Raw genomic sequence first — 21141 nt, forward strand, 5'->3', positions numbered from 1 at the left:
CAGCACAGTCCACCAGATCCGGAGCACCCGTGGCCACTCTTCTCTACCGACTTGGTCGATTCTCATATCGGCATCCGTGGCGCGTGCTCGTGGTGTGGTTCCTGCTTGTGGTCGGCACCCTCGGCGGCGGAATCGCGTTGGGCGGGCAAACCGAAGAGTCGTTCGAGATTCCGGGAACCGAATCGCAAGTGGCGCTCGACCGACTGGAAGCTGTCTTTCCCTCGGTGGCCGGCGCATCTGCCACGGCTGTGATTGTCGCTGAAGACGGATCACGCATCGAGACCTCAGAAGACGTCATTGAACGCATCACGGCAGCGATCGACCGCATCGATGGCGTTGACTCGGCGGTAAGCCCCTTCGATGAGTACGCCGGAAAAGCGATCTCGGACGACCACAGCATGGCCATCATCCGGGTGCAATTTGACGGACCGGTTACAGACGTCACAGAGGCAACCGTTGAGGCGCTAGTCGACACGGCTGGCATCGGAGAGGATGCCGGACTGCGCGTTGAATATGGCGGGCTCGTGTTTCAGGACACGTCCTTCGGCATCACTGTGACCGAAGTGGTCGGTGTTGTCTTCGCAGCGCTCGTGCTCGTCATCACCTTTGGTTCGCTGCTTGCGGCGGGGATGCCGCTGCTCAGCGCCCTCATCGGTGTTGGCATTGTGATGGGCCTCATCACGACACTCTCCGCGTTCACCACGGTGTCGAGCTCTGCGCCTCTCTTGGCGCTCATGATCGGGCTTGCCGTCGGGATCGACTATGCCCTGTTCATCGTCTCGCGCCACCGAGCCCAACTTGCGCACGGCGAGGAGCCCGAGGAGTCGGCAGCGATGGCTGTCGGCACCGCCGGGAGTGCGGTCGTGTTCGCGGGCGTCACCGTGATTATTGCGTTGCTTGGTCTTCTCGTGGTCGGCATCCCCTTCTTGAGCGTCATGGGCATTGGTGCTGCCGTTGCGGTGTTCATCGCCATGGGAGTGGCCACAACCCTGCTGCCTGCGCTGCTGGGTTTTGCGGGGGCGCGAATGATCCCCAAAGACGGATCGCGAGCGCAGCGTCGATTCACGGCATCCGCCGACGAAAGCAAGAGCATGGGCGCCCGCTGGGTGCGCGGCGTCACGAAATACCCGTGGTTGGCCGCGATTGCCGTCGTTGCTATTCTCGGCACCCTCGCGATTCCGGCCGCCAGTCTGCAGCTGAGTTTGCCCGATGGCGGTTCTGAGCCAGCCGGTTCCACTCAGCGTGAAGCTTTTGATCTTGTGACGGACGGCTTCGGGCCGGGCTACAACGGACCGCTGGTTGTTGCCCTTGACATCACTCAAACCATCGACATTCAGGATGACCTCGAATCGATCGCGGCCGACCTCGCGAAACTTGACGACGTCGATTTCGTTTCGCAGGGCTTCCCCGATGAGGGGCTCGACACCGCGATCATCCAGGTGACTCCCACGAGTTCGCCGGATTCCGCAGAAACCAAAGCGCTCGTGCAGACCATTCGGGATCTTGCTCCCGAGCTGGAACGCACGTATGACATCCGAAGCTCTGTCACGGGAACGACAGCAATTGGCATCGACATCTCCAACCGCCTGAGTAATGCGCTCGTTCCGTTTGGGCTGATCGTGGTCGGTCTTTCGGTGGTGTTGCTCATGATGGTGTTCCGCTCGGTGCTGGTTCCGCTCAAGGCAGCTGCCGGGTTCCTGCTCTCCGTCGTCGCCTCGTTTGGAGTCGTCGTCGCCGTCTTCCAATGGGGATGGTTCGCTGACGTGATTGGCGTCGAAAACCCCGGCCCCATCCTGAGCTTCATGCCGATCCTGCTCATGGCGGTTCTGTTCGGGCTCGCGATGGACTACGAAGTCTTCCTCGTGTCCGGAATGCGCGAGGAGTACGTGAAAACCCGTGATGCGATGGGATCGGTGCGTCATGGCTTCGCGAGCAGCGCCCGCGTCGTCACGGCGGCTGCGCTCATCATGTTCTTTGTATTTTTTGCCTTCGTGCCGGAAGGCAGCGGGACCATCAAGCCCATCGCGCTCGGGCTTGCCGTGGGTATCGCGTTCGACGCCTTCCTTGTACGCATGACTCTCGTGCCTGCGCTCATGGCCTTATTCGGGAACGCGGCCTGGTGGTTGCCGGGGTGGCTGAGCAAGCTCCTTCCTGACGTCGACATTGAAGGCGAACAACTGCGCGAACACCGTCGCGAACTGGAGTGGGCATCTACCCAAACCGAACTCGCCATGAGCGCTGAATACCTCGTCGCGGGTGACGACCACCAGCGTCTCGGCCCCATTTCGCTAGCCGTGCCGCGCGGTTCTCTCGTCATCGCCTCAGGCGACCGTCACGACCGGCGCATCATGGGGGCAACGCTCTCGGGCATCCTGCCGCCGCTCTCCGGCATGGTGCAGGTCGCTGGCTACCCGCTGCCCTCGCACGCCGACCACGTGAATAAGCGAGTCGCGCTCGCCGAGGTTGCAGGAACGCCCTACAGCGAAGACGAGGCCACCCTCGGCGAGATGCTGCGCGAACGAATCGAAATGACGCAGCGTTGGCAGCAAACGCCACAGACCGCAGCGAAAGTGCGCGACTGGATCGCGCGCGTTGATGATGTTCTTGGCGACGTCACCGCTCGTCGCACGGTGCGCGTCACAACGGCCACCAACGTCAACGCCCTCCCGCAACTCGAACGATCAGTGGCACTTGCAGCCGTGGGGCTCTCCGAAGGCACGGAGATTGTGTTCTTCGATCGCTTCGATCAGTTCGCGGAAGCAGAGGATGAAGCGGCGTTCTTGACCGCGGTGACGCGCCTTGCTGACGAGACCACCACCCTCATCTTCGGAACCGGCAGACCGGTTACCCTCGCCAGCTCAATTGACCGTGGAGGCCGCAACGTGATCGTCGTCGACCTCTACTTGCTCGCACCGGAAGGACTCCTTCGATGAGCACCTCACAGACTCCCACAACGCCCCGCAGGCGGTGGCTCACCATCATTGGCTTCACCGCGGTAGCCCTGCTGCCGTTGGCCTTCACGGGGCTATTCGTGGCCGCAGCAGGCGACGGAGACAACGCGATCGACAACATCCCGGTCGCTCTTGTCAACAACGACGAGTTGCAAACAACGACTACGACCGATGGCAACGAACAGATTGTTTTCGCCGGACGGCAATTGGTGACAGAACTCACCGGTGCCGATGGTTTCGACTGGACTATTACGAACTCTGAGGACGCTAAAGAAGCCCTCGACCGGGGCGACGTTTACGCGATCCTCACGGTGCCCGCCGAGTTCTCGGAATCGATTTTGTCGCTGTCGACCGAGGAGCCAAAGCAGGCGCAAATCTCGATCCACACCGATGACTCGCACAGCTACCTCACCGGGTCGGTGGCACAGGTCGTTGGCCAGTCCATGACCGATACCTTCGGCCGGGCAATCACCTCGCAATACATCGATGGCATCTACGCGAGCGTTGGTGAGCTCGGGGGAGCGCTCGCCGATGCTGCCGACGGGGCAACGGAACTGTCGGATGGTGCGAAAGACTTCTCCAGCGGCCTCGACACGTACACCACGGGTGTCGATTCACTCTCTGCGGGTCTCGCTGATCTCAACTATGGGGCGGGCAACCTCTCGTCGCTCAGTACCGGAGTGAGCCAGTACACCTCAAGCGTCTCGCAGCTCGCCTCGACTCTGGCGGCGATCAATCCGGCCATTCAAGCGCAACTCACCGATCCGCAGCTCAAGGGAACACTCCAGGCCGTCGTCGACGGGCTCAACACCGCGGCGGCAAGCGGCGGCACTCTCTCGACGCAGACCTCGGATGCCGTTGGCGGCATCCAGTACGGAATCTCCCAGAGCGCGTCGGGAGCCTCCGCACTCTCGGCCGGATCTGGCGCGCTCGCCGAGGGCGCCGATGGGCTTGCTTCGGGTGCCGGAGAACTGGCGACCGGGTTGAGCGAGGGGGCAGCTCTTGTTCCGACCGCCGAAGACACGACCGACACCACGTCGAACGCGGATATTGTCTCCGAGCCGATCACGCTGTCCGTCACCACCGACAACGAAGTAACCGAACCGGCGCAAGCGATTGCGACCTTCTTCATCCCCTTGGGGTTGTGGTTGGGAGCGCTTGCGGTGTTCTTGGTGCTGAGCCTGCCGTCGTATCGCTCGCTGTCCTCCACGGCGCGTGACGGGCGGATTGTGGCAGCAACGCTAATTCGCGCCTCCATCATTACTGTCGTTCAGGCGGTGCTGTTGGTTCTGCTGCTTCATGTGGTGGTGGGAGTTGATTGGGCTCTTGCCCCGGCAACGGCTGGCTTCGCGCTTCTGATGGCGCTCTCGTTTGCTGCTTTTCACTATTTCTTGATCGCGGCTCTGGGCAAGGGTGGGCTCGTGATTTCGCTGTTCTTGTTGGCGATCCAGTTGGTTTCGACCGGCGGGGTGTATCCGATTGAGGCGCTTGCTGCGCCATTCCAGGCGGTGAGCCCGTTCCTGCCGCTGACGTATGCGGTTGAGGGGATGTATTCGATTCTTTCCGGCGGAAGCGCGCAGTCGGCGATAACGGCTGCGTTCGCGCTACTGGCTCTGGGCGTCGTGAGCGTCGCGCTGTCGGTGCTCTCAGTGAAGCGGATACGAAAATCGACCGCCACAGGAGCGATCCTGTCGGCGGCCGATTCTCGAGCTCTCTAGCGAGAGCGCACACGCTGCATTCGAGTTGTGACTAGCTGAAGAGACCCTCACGAATGGTGTCGCGAAGCTCAACGAGCTCGGGGTAGTCCTCGAAGAAGCGAAGCTTCTGCTCAACGATGCTGTCGCCAGCGGGAAGATCATCAGCGAGTACCCACTCGGCGAAAACTTCGGCGGCATCTTCGCTCGGGATGGTGGCGGCGTAGTCGGTCACGAATTCTTCTGGCGTGTAGCGCTCTTCTTTGTCTTCTTCGGTTTCAGCTTCGAGGTCGTCGAGGCTGAAGTCGGGCCAGAATTCGGTGTAGTAGGCGAAGAGGTAGGAGTCGTCGAACGGGCATCCGTCAATTTCGGAGTAAACGGGGCACGAGTCGACCGTGGAGTCGTCCTTGGGAATCTGGTCTTCGCGCAGCGTGATCAGGTGGGCGAACTCGTGGATCATGGTGCGGTCGAGCACATCGGCATCGACTCCTCCGGTGGTGTCGAGTGCGAGATACGTTTCGCCCTCCCGAACACCGTTGGGCTGCATCGCGCCATCGGTACCGCCAGACTGATCGACATCGATCGCCACGAACATGGTGATCTCGGGGTGGAGTTCGGCGGGGAAGAGTTCGTTGAAACGATCCCAGACAGCGGCCTGATCGGCGGGAACGTCACCCAGAATTTCGTCACCGTCAACGTCGTAGGTTCCAAGAACAAACAGGGTGTCGTCATCGACCGCGTCGAGGTCAATCGCTGCGCTGACGTTCGCGTCGTCGGTGACCTCGGCGGTGGGCTCTGCGGCAGTGCACCCGCTGAGGGCCAAAGCGAACAGGGCGGCTGAGCTGACCAACAGGATGGTGGGAGTTGCGCGAGCGGAAGACAGGAAGGTCACGAGGGGCCTCTTTCGATTCGGGTTATTCGCGCACCTCCTGGTGCGGACGCGCGCACCCGCGGAGCCGCGGGCAAGAAGGAGCCTAGCGGGGGCCAGCACCCGGGCCGCGGCGGAACATGTCTCAGTTTTGTCACAAGAAAGAATTGGTTCGGAAACATCATCTCCAGCCACTCTCCAAGCCTCGCTGGTAACGTAACTACATGATGGAAGCAAAGAATGATTCTTCCCCGTCCGAGTACGACTTCGTTGTCGTTTCGAACCGACTTCCAGTGGATTGCACTGTCGAAGAGGATGGGTCACTGAGCTGGAAACGTTCTCCAGGTGGTCTCGTTACGGCCCTCGAGCCGATCATGCAGAAGGCCGACGGCGCCTGGGTGGGGTGGGCCGGTCGCCCCGACCTTGAGATCGAACCGTTCCATCAAGACGGCATCCAGATCATTCCTGTGCCGCTGAGCTCCCAAGATATTGAGGAGTATTACGAGGGCTTTAGCAACGACACTCTCTGGCCGCTCTACCACGACGTGATTGCGCCGCCGGCCTATCACCGCGAGTGGTGGGACGACTACGTCACCGTCAATAAGCGGTTCGCGGATGCCGCAGCCGCCAATAGCGCCGAAGGTGCTGTCGTGTGGGTTCAGGACTACCAACTTCAGCTCGTGCCGCGCATGTTGCGTGAGATGCGTCCCGATTTGACGATCGGTTTCTTCAATCACATCCCGTTCCCGCCCTACGGAATTTTCGCGCAGCTTCCGTGGCGTACCCAGATCATCGAGGGCATGCTCGGGGCCGATGTCGTCGGCTTCCAACGCTCGTCTGACGCCTCAAACTTTTCATCGGCCGTTCGCCGTCTCACTAATCACCCGACCAAAAATCCCGCGATTGAGGTCACGATTGAGGGTCAACCGACTCGTCGTGTCGTTGCGAAAGCGTTCCCCATTTCCATCGATTCGCGCAGCTTTGAGAAAATGGCGCGCGACCCCGCGATTCAGCAACGTGCTCGCGACATCCGCAAGGGGCTCGGTAACCCGAAGACGGTCATGTTCGGTGTTGACCGCCTTGATTACACCAAGGGCATCCGTCATCGCCTGAAGGCCTATGGCGAACTGTTGCGAGATGGCTCGATCGAGGTCGGCGATGTTGCGCTCATTCAAGTCGCGAGCCCGAGCCGCGAACGCGTTGAGGCCTACATGCACCTGCGCGACGAGATTGAGCTGACGGTTGGTCGCATCAACGGTGAATTCAGCACGCTGAGTCATTCGCCCATCAACTATTTGCATCAGGGGTTCCCTCGCGAAGAGATGGTTGCGCTGTACCTCGCCGCAGACGTGCTGCTCGTGACGGCGCTTCGTGACGGCATGAACTTGGTAGCCAAGGAGTATGTGGCGGCCAGATTCGATAACGATGGTGTGCTCATCCTGAGCGAATTCGCGGGGGCCTCAGAAGAGCTTCGCAAGGCACTACTTGTTAATCCGCATGACATCGACGGTTTGAAAGACGCGATGATGAAGGCCATCAATATGCCCAAGGCTGATCGGGCACTGCGGATGCGTTCCATGCGCAAGCGTGTGCTTGAACACGATGTGGAGCGCTGGTCGAATGCGTTCTTGAAGAACTTGGCGGCGACGCGCTCTGATCGTCACCGCCGCATTGCCCCACTCGAAATGGCCGAAGAGGTCGAGTGGACCATCGAACGAAAGCGAGTGAGACGCCCGTGAACTACTCGACTGCCTCCGAAATAGAGGCGGCCATTGACCAACTCGTTTCGGCTCGAACGCTCCTGATTGCTCTCGACTTTGACGGCACTTTGGCGCCAGAAGTCGATGACCCGCTGGATTCCCGAGCCATCCCTGCCGCCCAAGAGCAGTTGGTGCGGATGCTCGACCTCGCCGACACCCGTTTGGCTCTCGTGTCTGGTCGCGCGCTCGATAGCCTCGAGCACGTCGCGCACCTCGGCGACCGCGTGCTGTTCGGTGGCTCGCACGGGTTGGAGTACCGCCTCGACGAGGGCGATTCACACCTGCCGATGAGCGCAGAGAACACGGCAGCTCTAGAGCGCCTCGATGCGCTCACGCACGAGTTGGCCGATAGCGCTGAGGGTGCGTGGGTGGAAATCAAACCAGCCGGGCGTGCCCTGCACGTTCGTATGACGTCGGCAGATGACGCGGAACGGCTCACAACTGAGTCGGTCGCGCGGGTTGAAGCGGAGATCCCGGGCCTCACCACTCGTTTCGGCAAGAACATCATCGAGTTTGCTATCCACGATGCCAACAAGGGCGACGCCATCACGCGCCTGCGGGACTATGTGGGGGCGGATGCCGTCTTCTTTGCCGGCGATGACACGACTGACGAGGATGCGCTGGTCGTTCTCGGGCCAGATGATCTCGGAGTGCGCGTCGGTGATGCGCCATCCGTCGCCCGTCTTCGGGTGGCTGGAACAGCAGAAATCGCACAACTTTTGGCTGTCTTAGCCGACAAGCGTCAAGCCGTGGTATCGGCGCGCGCAAACTGATGTAGCGGTACGCCCTAAACTCGAAGCATGTCTGAGAGTGATTCGATCGATATCAAGCCACGTTCCCGCACAGTCACCGACGGGATTGAAGCCACTACATCGCGCGGAATGCTTCGCGCTGTCGGCATGGGTGATGCCGACTGGGATAAGCCCCAAATTGGTATTGCAAGCTCGTGGAACGAGATCACGCCGTGCAACCTCTCGCTTGATCGACTTGCTCAGGGCGCCAAGGAAGGCGTTCACGCTGGTGGGGGATACCCGCTGCAGTTTGGCACCATCAGCGTCTCTGACGGCATCTCGATGGGTCACGAAGGCATGCACTTTTCGCTCGTGAGCCGCGAGGTCATTGCCGACTCCGTTGAGGTTGTCATGGAGGCCGAGCGCCTGGATGGTTCGGTCACGCTCGCGGGTTGCGACAAGTCGTTGCCCGGAATGCTCATGGCGGCGGCACGACTCAACCTCGCTTCGGTCTTCCTCTATGCGGGTTCGATTGCTCCTGGCTGGGTCAAACTCAGCGACGGTACCGAAAAAGACATCACCATCATTGACTCCTTCGAAGCTGTTGGCGCTGTCAAGGCTGGCCGGATGAGCGAAGCCGATGCCAAGCGCATCGAGTGTGCTTTCGCTCCCGGCGAAGGCGCCTGTGGCGGCATGTACACCGCCAACACGATGGCGAGCGTCGCGGAAGCGCTGGGAATGAGTCTTCCCGGCTCAGCAAGCCCCGCATCCGCCGACCGTCGTCGCGACTACTTCGCGCACCGTTCGGGCGAAGCCGTCGTCAACTTGCTGCGCAAGGGCATCACCTCGCGCGACATCATGACGAAGAAGGCGTTCGAAAACGCGATCACCGTAGCCATGGCTCTCGGTGGCTCGACCAACGTTGTGCTGCACATTCTGGCGATCGCCAGCGAGGCCGAAGTTGAGCTCACACTCGATGACTTCAACCGCATCGGTGACAAGGTTCCGCACCTTGCGGACCTCAAGCCGTTCGGCCAGTACGTCATGAACGATGTCGACCGTCATGGCGGACTCCCCGTTCTCATGAAGGCGCTCCTCGAGGAGGGCCTCATCCACGGTGACGCGCTCACCGTGACGGGCAAGACCGTTGCCGAAAACCTCGCCGAGATGGATATTGATCCTCTCGACGGCAAGGTGTTGCGCACCTTCGATAACCCCATTCACCCCACCGGTGGCCTCACGATTCTCAAGGGTTCGTTGGCTCCCGAAGGTGCTGTCGTCAAGACGGCCGGCTTCGACCTCTCTGAGTTTGAGGGCCCCGCACGGGTCTTCGAACGCGAGCGTGAAGCTCTGGATGCTCTCACCGCGGGCACGATTGAGGCTGGATCGGTTGTCGTCATCCGCTATGAAGGCCCCAAGGGTGGACCGGGTATGCGCGAGATGCTCGCGATCACTGCGGCCATCAAGGGCGCTGGACTCGGTAAAGATGTACTACTCTTGACGGACGGACGATTCTCAGGCGGCACAACCGGGCTGTGCATCGGCCACATAGCTCCCGAAGCAGTAGACGCAGGTCCTATTGCCTTCGTGCGCGATGGTGATCTGATACGGGTCAATATCGCAGCTCGCTCGCTCGACTTACTTGTCGACTCCGCTGAGCTCGAAGCCCGCCGAAAAGGCTGGGCCCCTCTCCCTCCGCGTTACACGCGAGGCGTTCTTGCCAAGTATTCGAAGCTTGTGCAGTCCGCCGCTCGCGGTGCGGTCACCAGTTAGCGCCAGCTCACCATTCAACTAAAAGGATTTACACATGTCCTCTGAACCCGCACCGCGGCCGAAGAGCACGACACCGGACGTCTTGACCGGTTCAGGTGCCATTCTGCGCAGTCTGGAAAAGCTGGGCGTGAAAGACGTTTTCGGCTTGCCCGGCGGCGCCATCATGCCCTTCTACGACGAACTCATGGCATCCACTGCTATCCGTCACATTTTGGTTCGCCACGAGCAGGGTGCTGGTCACGCTGCTGAGGGGTACGCCTCGTCATCCGGAAAGCTCGGTGTCTGCATTGCGACGTCGGGTCCGGGGGCCACGAACCTCGTGACAGCAATCGCGGATGCCCACATGGACTCCGTGCCGATGCTTGCGATCACCGGTCAGGTGTTTTCGAGCTCGATGGGAACCGACGCGTTCCAAGAGGTCGACATCTCGGGAATCACGATGCCGATCACGAAGCATTCGTTCCTCGTCACGAAGCCGGAAGACATTCCCGCAACGATCGCAGCGGCGTACCACATTGCGACAACGGGCCGCCCTGGTCCGGTGCTCGTTGACGTCACGAAAGACTGCCAGCAGGCATCCGCCCCCTTCATTTGGCCGCCCAAGGTTGACCTGCCCGGTTACCGTCCGGTCATGAAAGCGCACGGCAAGCAGGTTCAGGCTGCAGCGCAAATGCTGGCTGAAGCTGAACGCCCCGTTTTCTATGTCGGCGGCGGCGTTGTTCGCTCGGGGGCCTCAGCTGAGCTGCTCGAGCTAGCAACCCTCGTGGGTGCCCCCATCGTGACCACGCTGATGGCGCGAGGTGCTTTCCCCGACTCCAACGAATTGAACCTCGGGATGCCGGGAATGCACGGTTCTGTTCCTGCTGTTCTCGCGATCCAAGAGTCCGATCTCCTCATCTCGCTTGGCGCGCGTTTCGACGACCGCGTCACGGGCAAGCCGAGTGAGTTCGCGCCTCTCGCGAAGGTTGTTCACGTTGATATCGACCCGGCTGAGATCGGCAAGATTCGCGCGGCCGAGGTTCCTATCGTTGGCGATGCAAAAGACGTCATCGTTGACCTCACGGCAGCATTCGCTGACGCGAGCGTGACGACGAAGCCTGACTACACCGCGTGGTGGGAGCGCCTCAACTCGCTCCGCAACCAGTTCCCGCTCGGGTTCACCGAACCTGATGACGGGCTCCTGTCGCCGCAATATGTGATCCAGCGCATCGGTGAAATCACCGGGCCCGAGGGCATTTTTGCGGCTGGCGTTGGTCAGCACCAGATGTGGTCTGCACAGTTCATCAAGCACGAACGCCCCAACTCCTGGCTCAACTCTGGTGGTGCTGGAACCATGGGTTACGGCGTGCCTGCGGCAATGGGCGCGAAGGTAGCGAACCCCGATCGTCCCGTGTGGGCCATTGATGGCGATGGATGCTTCCAGATGACCAACCAGGAGCTTGCCACCTGCACGATCAACAAGATTCCGATCAAGGTCGCGATCATCAACAATTCCAGCCTGGGCATGGTTCGTCAGTGGCAGACGCTGTTTTATGACGGACGCCACTCGTTCACTGACCTCAACACCGGTCATGACACGGTGATGATTCCGGACTTCGTGAAGCTGGCGGATGCCTACGGGTGCCTGGCTATTCGCGTCACGAAGAAGGAAGAAATCGACGCCGCCATCCAGCTCGCGCTCGACACGAATGATCGCCCCGTGGTGATCGACTTCGTCGTCAGCCGTGACGCAATGGTGTGGCCGATGGTGCCGCAGGGCGTTGGAAACTCAAGCGTGCAGTATGCGCGCGATCATGCCCCCGAGTGGGAAGAGGAGTAGAGCGATGGGTCACGTACTTTCCCTGCTGGTAGAAGACAAACCAGGTCTGCTCACTCGCGTCGCTGGGCTTTTTGCCCGTCGCGGGTTCAACATCCAGTCGCTGGCTGTTGGCTCGAGCGAAATCGAAGGTCTCTCGCGCATCACCGTTGTGGTGGATGTCGACGATCTTCCCCTCGAGCAAGTTACGAAACAGCTCAACAAGCTCATCAACGTGATCAAGATCGTGGAACTCGACCCTGATCAGTCGGTTACCCGCGAGCACTTGCTCATCAAGGTGCGCGTGGACAACACGACGCGCTCACAAATTCTCGAAGCGGTAAACCTGTTCCGTGCCCGTGTGGTCGATGTCGCATCTGATGCGCTCATCATCGAAACCACAGGGGACTCGGGCAAGATTCAAGCATTCCTCCGAGTGCTCGAACCCTACGGGATCAAAGAAATTGCTCAGAGTGGATTGCTGGCCATGGGCCGCGGTTCGAAGAGCATCACCGACCGAGTTTTCAAGAACTAACAGAACAACAACAAAGGAGAATCACTACTGTGACCGAAATCTTTTACGACAAAGACGCTGACCTCGCGCTCATCCAGAGCAAAAAGGTTGCCGTCATTGGTTATGGCTCGCAGGGTCACGCTCACGCACTGAACCTGCGCGACTCCGGTGTTGAGGTCAAGGTTGGCCTCAAGGAGGGCTCGAAGAGCATCCAGAAGGCAACCGACGCTGGCTTCGAGGTGCTCTCAAGCGCTGAGGCAGCCAAGTGGGCTGACGTCGTCGTCATCCTCGCTCCCGACCAGCACCAGCGTGGTCTCTACGCCGCGGACATCAAGGACAACCTTGTTGCCGGCGACACCCTCGTCTTCGGACACGGCTTCAACATCCGCTTCGGTTACATCGACGCTCCTGCAGACGTTGACGTCATCCTCGTTGCTCCCAAGGGACCGGGTCACACCGTTCGTCGCGAGTACGAAGCTGGCCGCGGCGTTCCCGTCATCGTTGCTGTCGAGAACGACGCCACCGGTCACGCGTGGGACATGGCGTGGTCGTACTCCAAGGCAATCGGTGGACTTCGCGCCGGCGGCATCAAGACCACCTTCACCGAAGAGACCGAGACCGACCTGTTCGGTGAGCAGGCTGTTCTTTGTGGTGGAACCTCGCAGCTCGTTCAGTACGGCTTCGAAACCCTCATCGAGGCTGGCTACCAGCCGCAGATCGCTTACTTCGAGGTACTCCACGAGCTCAAGCTCATCGTTGACCTCATGTGGGAGGGCGGCATCGCCAAGCAGCGTTGGAGCGTTTCTGACACCGCTGAGTACGGCGACTACGTTTCGGGCCCCCGCGTCATCGACGAGTCGGTCAAGGAGAACATGAAGGCTGTTCTCGCAGACATCCAGTCGGGTGCCTTCGCCGACCGCTTCATCAAGGACCAGGATGCTGGCGGAGTTGAATTCCTCGCCCTGCGTGAAAAGGGTCAGAACCACCCCATCGAAGCAACCGGCAAGGAGCTTCGTGCTCTCTTCGCTTGGAAGCAGCAAGACTCCGACTACACCGACGGTTCAGCAGCACGCTAACTTTCGCTTGTCACTACGACGGCCGTTCCGCTTCTGCGGGGCGGCCGTCGTGTGTTAACGCTGCGAAGTACTGATCGCGGAGGTGTCGCCGGCATCAGCAGCGCGATCAGGCGGGTGGGAGCGTCGTGCCGTGGTCGGGCCACCGCAGGGTCGGCTCTGCCTTGGGCGCAGGGCCGGCGGTGCCCGTTCCGACCCAGATGACGGTCGCGAGAAGCTGTTCCAAGCGCGAACCAATAAACGCGGCCGCAACAAGGGGCGCATATAACGCACCTAAATAGGTCGACGCAAGAACGAGATCCGCGTTCTTGCCCCAGACCAGCGCTAGCGCAGCGGGGGCTGCCGCGAGCAACAACCAGAGCGGTTGAACGAGAACGCCAAGTACGACGGCCGCGATGAGTGCCAGAATGCCCAGTGCGAGTTGCGCGATGATGAGCCACCCCAGTGCACCGCCGTGGTGGGCGTAGCGTTCGATGCCCACGGCAGCCCACATGACGCGGGCGCGCAACTGGTGCACTCCGCTATCGACGAGTGCGACGCGGAAGGTTTCGTCGGCAACACGGCGCAGGGCAAGCCTGTCTTCAGCGGGCGCCAGCCGGGTTTGGTGGGTGAGGTGATCATGCAGAATCGCGGCAAGCGTTTGCTTGCCATAGCTTGCGATCAGCCCCCAAAGAAAGGGCGGCACAGAGGCGAAGTCGGTGCTGTTGCCTTCGGTCGGCGGCAGCGAAGGGTCATGCGCCGGCACTTCGAAGACTCCGCCACCGGGGCGAGGGTCGCGCCAGCAGAACGGCTCGGCAACCTGAAAGTCGCGATCCAGTCGGTAGACCAGAGGCAGGCTGAGCAATTCATTCCCGTGACAATCGGTGAATGGCATGCTGAGCTCCTCTGTCGAACTGGCGTCTGCAGACTAGTCTGTCGGAGTGACGACGAATGTGCAGCGCAAGTTCCCCCGACCCCGAGATTTCGCTTTCGTTGGCGGACCGCCGAAAGTGCTGCGGCTCGTCGGTGCACTCCGGCTCATCGCCTCAGCGCTCGTGCTGGCGAGTATCGCCACGCAGGTGATTGACGAGTCGATTCACAATGACTTCGTGGCGGTGGAATACTTCAGCTACTTCACGATCCAGTCGAGCCTGATCAACGTCGTTATTCTTGCGCTGAGCGGGCTGGTGGCTGTGCGCCGCCAGGTTGAGCCGACGCTGCTGGGGGTGCTTCGGGCATCCGTTGTCTCCTATGCGGTCGTGACCGCCGTGGTCTACAACGTGCTGCTGCGCGGGCTACCCGACGAGGGCTACGTGGGTATCCAGTGGCCCAACGAGGTCATTCACGTGTGGGTGCCGCTGTTCGTTTTGCTCGACTGGCTGTTCTCGCCGTCACGACCGGTGTTGCGGATGCGCGACGTGCGCATTGTGGTCATCTACCCGGTTGCGTGGCTGGCCTTCACGATCGTGCGTGGGCTGCTCGACGGCTGGTTTCCGTACCCCTTCTTGGAGCCCAATGGGCCCGACGGCTGGGGCGGCGTGCTCGTCTACGTGCTCGGCATCGCGGCCTTCATCATCGCGATCGCGGTGGGGCTCATTGCGATCAGCCGCGCGAAGTGGGCGCGCTGGTCGATTCGTGACCGCATCGCTGCGTCAGATCAGTAGCTCTACCGAAGCTAGCTCGTGGGCCACTCATCAAGAGGCGAGTAGGCGAGCAAGTGGCGATAGTCTGCGAGCTCGGTAATCGCGGGGGCAGCGGCTGCGCGCTCGAACCGTTCCTCAGAGAATTCACCAGCGAGCGCGTCGTAGTTGGTGGCTCGGTTCAGCAGCGTGGTGCCGATCTGAGCTGTGATCTTGATCGCCTCGCTTGTGACGATGGAGGCCACGACGCTCACGGCGCCGGGGAAAATTCCATGCGTCACGTTCGTATCCACGGTCGCTGCCTCGGGCGGCAGAGGGTAAAGGTCGCGGAAGCCGGCGCCGCGGGCGGGCCACGAGACTCCGGCCTGGGAGCCGAATTCGCAGGCGATGCCCCAGATGAGTGGAATCCCCGTGATCTCCGCGGCATCGGCCGCTAAATAGTGAGTGGCAAAGTTGTCGCTGCCATCGACTACGAGGTCGTACTCGGCGAACAGCTCCAGAGCGTTGTGCGGAGTGAGCTTGGCGTCGATCGCAATAACGGTTGTCGCGGGGCTGAGCTCAGCCACCCGCTCAACAGCAGAGACAACTTTTTTGTAGCCGACATCCAAGAGCCGGTGGATATGTTGGCGGTGCAAATTGCTGAGCTCAACACGGTCGTCATCAATCACACCAACGGTTCCGACGCCGGCCGCAGCGAGCGACGGAATGACCGTGCTGCCGACGCCACCTGCGCCAATCACGAGCACGCGTGCGCGCGCCAAATTCTTTTGCGCCGTCTCGCCAAAGTGGGTTAGCGCGAGCTGGCGGCTAAACCGCTGATCCATGATCTGATTGTGACACTGCGGTCCTGAGAGTGGCCCCGAAAAACGGTCTGGCACACCGCTCTGCCCGTGAACTGGGGGTTCTGGGAGCGTGCACTGAGCCCGGTTTCCCTCATTCGGGCGTCGAGACCGCTGACGCTCTCACATGTCGAGGCCCAATGACTGCGGTCGCAACCGCCGTCACCACGAGCGCGGCGGCCGCAATGAGCAGAGATGCGGCGGTGGCATCGACGAAGGCGGCACGGGCTGCGATGGTGAGGGCATCCGCTGCTGGTCCTAGCGTGGAAATCATGGACGACTGTGTAAAGGCGATCGACTCTTGCACTTTGTCGGCGATGTCGGCGGGCAGTTGGGTCGTGGCGTCGCTGACGGTGGTGCGATAGACCGAGGCCAAGACTCCACCGAGTACCGCAATGCCGAGAGCGCTTCCGAATTCCCGCGCAACGTCATTGACCGCAGAAGCGACCCCCTGCTTCTCGCGGGGGAGCGACTGGGTGATGGCGGTTGTGGAAGGGGTTCCGGCGAGTCCCATGCCGGCGGCAAACACGACGAGTCCCGAAACGAAGTGCAGGTAGTTGAAGTCGACAGTGAGCAGCGACATGATGACGAAGCCAACCGCCATGAGTATGAGCCCTGCCGGAACGACTTTGCGATAGCCGACGCGCTCGGCAATGGCAGGCGCGAGTCGAGCCAGCGGCACCATCCCCAGAGGCATCGGGAGCATGCACGCTGCGGCCTGTAACGCGCTGAGCCCGACGACGAATTGCAGGTATTGCAGCATGGTGAAGAAGAACCCAAACGCCGCGAAGAACTGGATGAAGATGGTGAGGCTTCCCGCCGAGAACCCACGAATGGCAAAGAGTCGCGGGTCGAGGAGCGGATCGGGGTGGTGGCGTTCCCACAGCACGAAAGCCACGAGTGCGATGAGGCCGCTGCCGAGGATCACGAAAGGAAGTGCTTCTTCGCCTGAGGTGTCGGCTATTTCGATGATTCCGTAGACGAGGGTGCTGACGGCGATCAGCGACAGTGCTGCGCCGAGCACATCGAAGCGACCAGTAACGGCCTCTTTGCTCGGGGGCACGACGAGAATGGCGCCGATGATTCCGAGGATGGCGAGCACGACGTTGAGCCAGAAGAACGAGTGCCATTCGAAGAATTCGAGAAGGAGTCCGGTGCCGAAGAGTCCGAGCACGGCACCGCTGCCGGCGACTCCCACCCACACGCCGACCGCTTTGGGGCGCTCGGCGTCGGGGAAGCTGGTCGTGATGACCGAGAGCGTTGTTGGCATGATTCCTGCAGCACCGATACCCATCACGGCACGCAGGACGATGAGGGAGTTCGCGTCGGTGGTGAAGGCCGCGCCTGCCGCTGCAGCGCCGAAGATGGCGAGACCGATAATGAGGATGCCCTTGCGGCCGAACCGATCACCGATGGCGCCCGCGGCGAGCAGCAAGCCGGCGAAGGCGACGGTGTAGGAATCGACGATCCAGGTCAGTTCGGTCTGAGTGGCGCCAATCTCGCGGGCGAGGCTCGGCAGGGCCACGTTGAGCCCGCTGACAGCCGACATGACCGTCATGAGCGCGAGCGCCATCGTGATGAGGATTAGCCGCCGGCGTAGTGGACTGAGTTCTGCGTGAGCACCGTGTGCCGAGTGAGCGACGGATGGTGCAGGGGTGTTGGTCATAGTATTTCCCTCTGGTGAATTAATTCCCCATGTGATGAAATAATACGGATGCGGCGACGATTCCGCAAAACCACGAACTATGAGACGACAGGGTGACGCGCATGGCAACTGAAGATTCTCCCAAACGGGCGGGGCGTCGGCCCTCCGCGAGTGCGGCAGGCAGCGGTGCGCGCGAAGAGATCGAAGTGGTGGCGCGTCAGCAGTTCGCGGACCTCGGGTATGAACGGGTCAGCGTGCGTGGGGTGGCGCGAGAGGCGGGGGTCGACCCGAAGCTCATCCATCACTATTTCGGCGGGAAAGAAGCTCTGTTTGCGGCTGTGGTGGAGCTTCCCTTGACGCCGGGAGAGGTGATTGCAGAACTGCGCGTGCCGGGTGAGGAGACGTTGGGGCATCGGCTGGCGCGCATTGTGATCGGGATGCAGGGAAACGCGCTCTCTCGAATGACGATGTTGGGTGTCATCCGGGCAGCAACAAGCCAACCCCTTGCTGCGGAACGAATCCGGGCCCTGCTGACGAACAGGCTATTGGTTCCGGTCGCGCGCGAACTTGAAATTGACCAGCCCGACCTGAGGGCAGCGCTAGTGGGAAGCCAGGTCGTTGGTCTCATGATGGCGCGTTACGTCGTGAAGCTGCCGGCGCTGGCGCGGGCCAGCGATGAAGAGATTACCGAGCTGCTTGCTGCCTCGCTCGACGCCGTTCTTGGCTCGGCGATTACCCCAGCGGCAGGGAACTCGACGGCAGGAAGGTGAGATTCGTGCCGTCTCCCTGCAGTACCAGGCTGCCGCCGGTGGGGATGGCTGTCGTCGTCACGGCTAGGGCGGCAAAGTAGCGTTCGTCGAATTCCATGAGCGCAGTCTCGTCACACGCCCGCGCGGTCGACACCATGTCGCTCACCGCGAAACTTTGAGGTTCGCCCGTGAGGGTTGCGCTGTAGCTGTTGCAGGCTCCAGCACCCATAATCTCGTCATCGGTGATCATGATGGTGACCTCGGCCGTCGTGGCGAGATCGCCAGCGCTATCGGTGCCTTCGGCATAGATCCAGGTGCCGCCGATGCCATCAACGGGCATGGAGTCACCGGGGGTCTGCTCGTCGCCGAGGCCTGGGCCGCTGTCGATCGGGGGTTCGTCAGAGCCGACCGGCGTCGCGGGGCCGGCGCACGCGGTGAGAGCGAGCAGGCCAGCAGCCAGCAGCGGGGTGAACTTCGCGAGAACTGATTTCGTGGGCATTATTTCCTCCTACCTAGGTAGACGAAGCGCTGTGCGGTTTCGTTGGGGCAGGCCCAAAACTTTTACAGCGCGGCTAGCACGACTAACACAATCAGCACCAGTTGACCGGCGAATCGTGGCCAGAATGGCAGGGCTGCTTTACCAAAGCGATCAGGGTTTTTAGCCGCGTATGCATTGGCCGGAAACACGGCAATCAAAAACAGTACGAGTGCGATTCCGGTGATAAGTCTCACCGATTCCCACAAAAGTCCCAGACCGCCAGCGATCTCACAGAGTCCGGTGATGGTCACGAGGGCGCTGGGGGAGGGCATCCACTTCTGGCGCAGCGCTGGTGGGATCATGGCCCGCATCGTGCGCGCCGGGGCGGCAACAAAGTGGCTAACGCCCATCGCGATAAAAGCCAGCGCGAGGACAATTCGCAACGCCCACTGGGCGATCTCGACGGCATCCATGATGGGTCTATCGTCGCACTGAGTTGTCACATGGCAACGAGGGCTTCCCGTCGCCGCTAAAGTTGCAGTAGTTGTCTACTCCAGCAGCCTTCGTTGTGTTAGTGCGAAGTCCCCGCGAATTGAAGGATCAGATCTGTGGCTAAGCCGATCGTCGTGATCGCCGAAGAACTTTCCCCCGCAACAGTCGACGCTCTCGGGCCCGACTTTGAGATTCGAAATGTGGACGGTACTGACCGTGACGCGTTGAAGTCTGCGCTCTCGGACGCGCAGGCCGTTCTCATCCGCTCTGCGACCCAAATGGATGCCGATGCTCTCGCGGCCGCGCCTGGCCTGAAGGTCATTGCTCGCGCCGGTGTTGGCCTCGACAACGTGGACATCAAGGCGGCTACCGCCGCCGGTGTCATGGTTGTTAACGCTCCTACCTCCAACATCATTTCGGCTGCCGAGCTGACCGTAGGGCACATCTTGAGCCTCGCGCGTCACATTCCTGCTGCGTCTAGCGCTCTCGCGCAGGGGCAGTGGAAGCGCTCGCAGTACTCCGGGACCGAACTCTTCGAGAAGACCATCGGCATCATCGGCCTCGGCCGTATCGGTGGTCTCATTACCGAGCGGATGCAGGCCTTCGGCACGAGCATCATCGCCTACGACCCCTACGTCACGGCCGCTCGCGCGCAGCAGATGGGCGTCACGCTCGTTTCGCTCGACGAACTGCTCGAGCGTTCGGACTTCATCACGATCCACATGCCCAAGACTCCTGAGACCACGGGCATGATTTCGACTGAGCAGTTTGCTCGCATGAAGTCGAGCGCTTACATCGTCAACGTTGCCCGTGGTGGCCTCATCGACGAAGACGCTCTCTACACGGCCCTCAAGTCGCGTCGCATTGCCGGCGCTGGCCTCGACGTGTTCGTGAGCGAGCCGCCCACCGGGTCGCCACTTCTCGATCTCGAGAACACCATCGTCACGCCTCACCTCGGGGCTTCGACCGCTGAAGCACAAGAGAAGGCTGGCGTTTCGGTAGCCAAGTCGGTTCGACTCGCCCTCGGTGGCGAGCTCGTGCCCGACGCCGTGAACGTTGCTGGTGGCATCATCGACCAGAGCGTGCGCCCCGGCATCCCGCTCATGGAAAAGCTTGGCCAGGTCTTCTCTGGTCTTTCGGACAGCCCGCTCACGAGCGTCGATATTGAGGTGCGCGGCGAGATCGTCGAGTTCGATGTCAACGTACTCAAGCTTGCTGCTCTCAAGGGCATCTTCACGAACGTTGTCTCCGAGACGGTCAGCTACGTCAACGCTCCGGTTCTTGCCGAGCAGCGTGGCCTCACGGTTCGTTTGATTACGGATGTCGTGAGCTCCGAATACCGCAACCTGCTGACCATCCGTGGTTCGCTTGCTGACGGCTCGCAGGTTTCCGTTTCGGGAACCCTGGTCGGAAACAAGCAGCTCGAGAAGATCGTCGAGATCAACGGGTACGACATCGAGGTTCCGCTCGCGGACCACCTCATCGTCATGATGTACGAAGACCGCACTGGAATCGTTGCCGTCTTCGGTAAGGAATTCGGCGAAGCCAACATCAACATCGCGGGCATGCAGATTGCGCGCGAAAGCGAAGGCGGCAACGCGCTGTCAGTGCTTACTGTCGATTCGCAGGCATCCGCCGATGTTCTCGCCACGGTTGCCGAGCGCATTGACGCTCGCTACGTGCACGCCATCGACATCGTCGACGCTTAGTCACTTCGTTTGCGCCCTTGTGGTGTGAAGACACGAAAGGCGCGCCCCGAGCAATTGGGACGCGCCTTTCGTGCGTTGAACGTGGTGGTTGTTAGATGGTTTCGTCGGGGGTTGTGCTGGTGCGGCGCTCAGTGACGGTGCCGTTCGCCCCATCAGAGCCATTGTGGACGGTGGTGACCGAGGTGCGGTTTCGCAGCGTCAGTACGAGGCCGATGATAAACGTGACCACTCCGGCGCCCATCAGGATGTAGCCGATCAGAGGGATATTGACTCCTTCGACTTGAAAATCGAGCGCGAAGGTAAGAATCGCGCCGATCACGACAAGGACAATTCCGGTTCCAATACTCATGCGCCCAACTTTAGCGCCTCTAATTCAGCGTGCAATCAGGCAACGTTCAGAAAAGCCATAAGGGCCAAGCATCCGGGTTCTGAAAGCAGCACTCCGACGCGA

18 protein-coding genes are annotated in these 21141 nt (G+C 61.1%); 11 read left to right on the top strand and 7 right to left on the bottom strand.

The genetic code is table 11. The features are described from left to right. The first annotated feature begins 29 nt into the window (after positions 1-29). Together I6E74_RS05495 and I6E74_RS05500 are read left to right on the top strand one after the other, a co-directional pair. Positions 30-2933: an MMPL family transporter gene (locus I6E74_RS05495; protein WP_197123790.1), complete on the top strand. Its 2904-nt coding sequence runs from the start codon at positions 30-32 to the stop codon at positions 2931-2933. Further along, on the top strand, positions 2930-4669 hold the full coding sequence (locus tag I6E74_RS05500; protein ID WP_197123792.1) for a YhgE/Pip family protein: 1740 nt from the start codon (positions 2930-2932) through the stop codon (positions 4667-4669). The genes I6E74_RS05495 and I6E74_RS05500 overlap by 4 nt, the downstream gene beginning before the upstream one ends. Positions 4670-4700: 31 nt before the next feature. On the opposite strand, the gene I6E74_RS05505 is transcribed toward I6E74_RS05500, so the two are convergent. Further along, positions 4701-5537: a hypothetical protein gene (locus I6E74_RS05505; protein ID WP_197123794.1), complete on the bottom strand. Its 837-nt coding sequence runs from the start codon at positions 5535-5537 to the stop codon at positions 4701-4703. Positions 5538-5737: 200 nt separating this feature from the next. Here I6E74_RS05505 and otsA point away from each other — a divergent pair, with 200 nt between their 5' ends. From otsA to ilvC, 6 genes are read left to right on the top strand one after another with little or no spacing between them, the layout of a single operon-like run. Next, positions 5738-7252, top strand: a complete 1515-nt coding sequence (otsA, locus tag I6E74_RS05510; RefSeq protein WP_197123796.1) for an alpha,alpha-trehalose-phosphate synthase (UDP-forming) — start codon at positions 5738-5740, stop codon at positions 7250-7252. Then, on the top strand, positions 7216-8046 hold the full coding sequence (gene otsB, locus I6E74_RS05515; protein ID WP_197123798.1) for a trehalose-phosphatase: 831 nt from the start codon (positions 7216-7218) through the stop codon (positions 8044-8046). The genes otsA and otsB overlap by 37 nt, the downstream gene beginning before the upstream one ends. 27 nt (positions 8047-8073) lie before the next feature. Beyond that, a complete protein-coding gene (gene ilvD, locus I6E74_RS05520; RefSeq protein WP_197123800.1) occupies positions 8074-9777 on the top strand; it encodes a dihydroxy-acid dehydratase in 1704 nt (567 codons plus the stop codon). A gap of 34 nt (positions 9778-9811) precedes the next feature. Further along, positions 9812-11596, top strand: coding sequence for an acetolactate synthase large subunit (locus I6E74_RS05525; protein WP_197123802.1), 1785 nt, complete (start codon positions 9812-9814; stop codon positions 11594-11596). 4 nt (positions 11597-11600) lie between these two features. Beyond that, a complete protein-coding gene (gene ilvN, locus I6E74_RS05530; RefSeq protein ID WP_197123804.1) occupies positions 11601-12107 on the top strand; it encodes an acetolactate synthase small subunit in 507 nt (168 codons plus the stop codon). 29 nt (positions 12108-12136) lie between these two features. Beyond that, positions 12137-13162, top strand: coding sequence for a ketol-acid reductoisomerase (ilvC, locus tag I6E74_RS05535; protein ID WP_197123806.1), 1026 nt, complete (start codon positions 12137-12139; stop codon positions 13160-13162). Between the two features lie 106 nt (positions 13163-13268). Here ilvC and I6E74_RS05540 read toward each other — a convergent pair whose 3' ends face one another. Continuing rightward, positions 13269-14033, bottom strand: coding sequence for a DUF1353 domain-containing protein (locus I6E74_RS05540; RefSeq protein WP_197123808.1), 765 nt, complete (start codon positions 14031-14033; stop codon positions 13269-13271). 46 nt (positions 14034-14079) lie between these two features. Here I6E74_RS05540 and I6E74_RS05545 point away from each other — a divergent pair, with 46 nt between their 5' ends. Then, complete coding sequence (locus I6E74_RS05545; RefSeq protein WP_197123810.1) at positions 14080-14802, top strand: Pr6Pr family membrane protein; 723 nt, start codon at positions 14080-14082, stop codon at positions 14800-14802. Positions 14803-14813: 11 nt separating this feature from the next. Here I6E74_RS05545 and I6E74_RS05550 read toward each other — a convergent pair whose 3' ends face one another. Together I6E74_RS05550 and I6E74_RS05555 are read right to left on the bottom strand one after the other, a co-directional pair. After that, positions 14814-15602 carry a HesA/MoeB/ThiF family protein gene (locus I6E74_RS05550; protein WP_197123812.1) on the bottom strand — a complete coding sequence of 263 codons (789 nt, stop codon included), beginning with the start codon at positions 15600-15602 and terminating at the stop codon, positions 14814-14816. Between the two features lie 109 nt (positions 15603-15711). Further along, a complete protein-coding gene (locus I6E74_RS05555) occupies positions 15712-17283 on the bottom strand; it encodes an MFS transporter (protein WP_197123814.1) in 1572 nt (523 codons plus the stop codon). Positions 17284-17384: 101 nt separating this feature from the next. Between I6E74_RS05555 and I6E74_RS05560 the strand changes: the two genes are divergently transcribed. After that, positions 17385-18032, top strand: coding sequence for a TetR family transcriptional regulator (locus tag I6E74_RS05560; protein ID WP_197123816.1), 648 nt, complete (start codon positions 17385-17387; stop codon positions 18030-18032). On the opposite strand, the gene I6E74_RS05565 is transcribed toward I6E74_RS05560, so the two are convergent. Then, positions 17995-18510 carry an META domain-containing protein gene (locus I6E74_RS05565; protein WP_197123818.1) on the bottom strand — a complete coding sequence of 172 codons (516 nt, stop codon included), beginning with the start codon at positions 18508-18510 and terminating at the stop codon, positions 17995-17997. The two genes, I6E74_RS05560 and I6E74_RS05565, sit on opposite strands and share 38 nt — an antisense overlap. Positions 18511-18572: 62 nt before the next feature. Further along, positions 18573-18962, bottom strand: a complete 390-nt coding sequence (locus tag I6E74_RS05570) for a DoxX family membrane protein (RefSeq protein WP_231604808.1) — start codon at positions 18960-18962, stop codon at positions 18573-18575. Positions 18963-19097: 135 nt separating this feature from the next. On the opposite strand from I6E74_RS05570, the gene serA reads away from it, so the two are divergent. Continuing rightward, positions 19098-20690 (top strand): phosphoglycerate dehydrogenase, encoded by a 1593-nt coding sequence (serA, locus tag I6E74_RS05575; RefSeq protein WP_197123820.1) that lies wholly within the window; start codon positions 19098-19100, stop codon positions 20688-20690. Between the two features lie 91 nt (positions 20691-20781). Here the strand turns inward: serA and I6E74_RS05580 are convergent, their stop codons facing one another. Beyond that, positions 20782-21039, bottom strand: a complete 258-nt coding sequence (locus I6E74_RS05580) for a DUF6458 family protein (RefSeq protein ID WP_197123822.1) — start codon at positions 21037-21039, stop codon at positions 20782-20784. Positions 21040-21141 lie beyond the last annotated feature (102 nt).

The sequence above is a fragment of the Salinibacterium sp. SWN139 genome, assembly GCF_015864625.1.
GTDB lineage: Bacteria > Actinomycetota > Actinomycetes > Actinomycetales > Microbacteriaceae > Rhodoglobus.

Excerpts from the sequence above, each read along its gene's own strand:
- I6E74_RS05500 (WP_197123792.1), top strand. The coding sequence starts at position 2,930 with ATGAGCACCTCACAGACTCCCACAACGCCCCGCAGGCGGTGGCTCACC.
- otsA (WP_197123796.1), top strand. The coding sequence starts at position 5,738 with ATGATGGAAGCAAAGAATGATTCTTCCCCGTCCGAGTACGACTTCGTT.
- ilvD (WP_197123800.1), top strand. The coding sequence starts at position 8,074 with ATGTCTGAGAGTGATTCGATCGATATCAAGCCACGTTCCCGCACAGTC.
- I6E74_RS05525 (WP_197123802.1), top strand. The coding sequence starts at position 9,812 with ATGTCCTCTGAACCCGCACCGCGGCCGAAGAGCACGACACCGGACGTC.
- ilvN (WP_197123804.1), top strand. The coding sequence starts at position 11,601 with ATGGGTCACGTACTTTCCCTGCTGGTAGAAGACAAACCAGGTCTGCTC.
- I6E74_RS05540 (WP_197123808.1), bottom strand. The coding sequence starts at position 14,033 with ATGCCATTCACCGATTGTCACGGGAATGAATTGCTCAGCCTGCCTCTG.
- I6E74_RS05550 (WP_197123812.1), bottom strand. The coding sequence starts at position 15,602 with ATGGATCAGCGGTTTAGCCGCCAGCTCGCGCTAACCCACTTTGGCGAG.
- I6E74_RS05555 (WP_197123814.1), bottom strand. The coding sequence starts at position 17,283 with ATGACCAACACCCCTGCACCATCCGTCGCTCACTCGGCACACGGTGCT.
- I6E74_RS05560 (WP_197123816.1), top strand. The coding sequence starts at position 17,385 with ATGGCAACTGAAGATTCTCCCAAACGGGCGGGGCGTCGGCCCTCCGCG.
- I6E74_RS05565 (WP_197123818.1), bottom strand. The coding sequence starts at position 18,510 with ATGCCCACGAAATCAGTTCTCGCGAAGTTCACCCCGCTGCTGGCTGCT.
- I6E74_RS05570 (WP_231604808.1), bottom strand. The coding sequence starts at position 18,962 with ATGGATGCCGTCGAGATCGCCCAGTGGGCGTTGCGAATTGTCCTCGCG.
- I6E74_RS05580 (WP_197123822.1), bottom strand. The coding sequence starts at position 21,039 with ATGAGTATTGGAACCGGAATTGTCCTTGTCGTGATCGGCGCGATTCTT.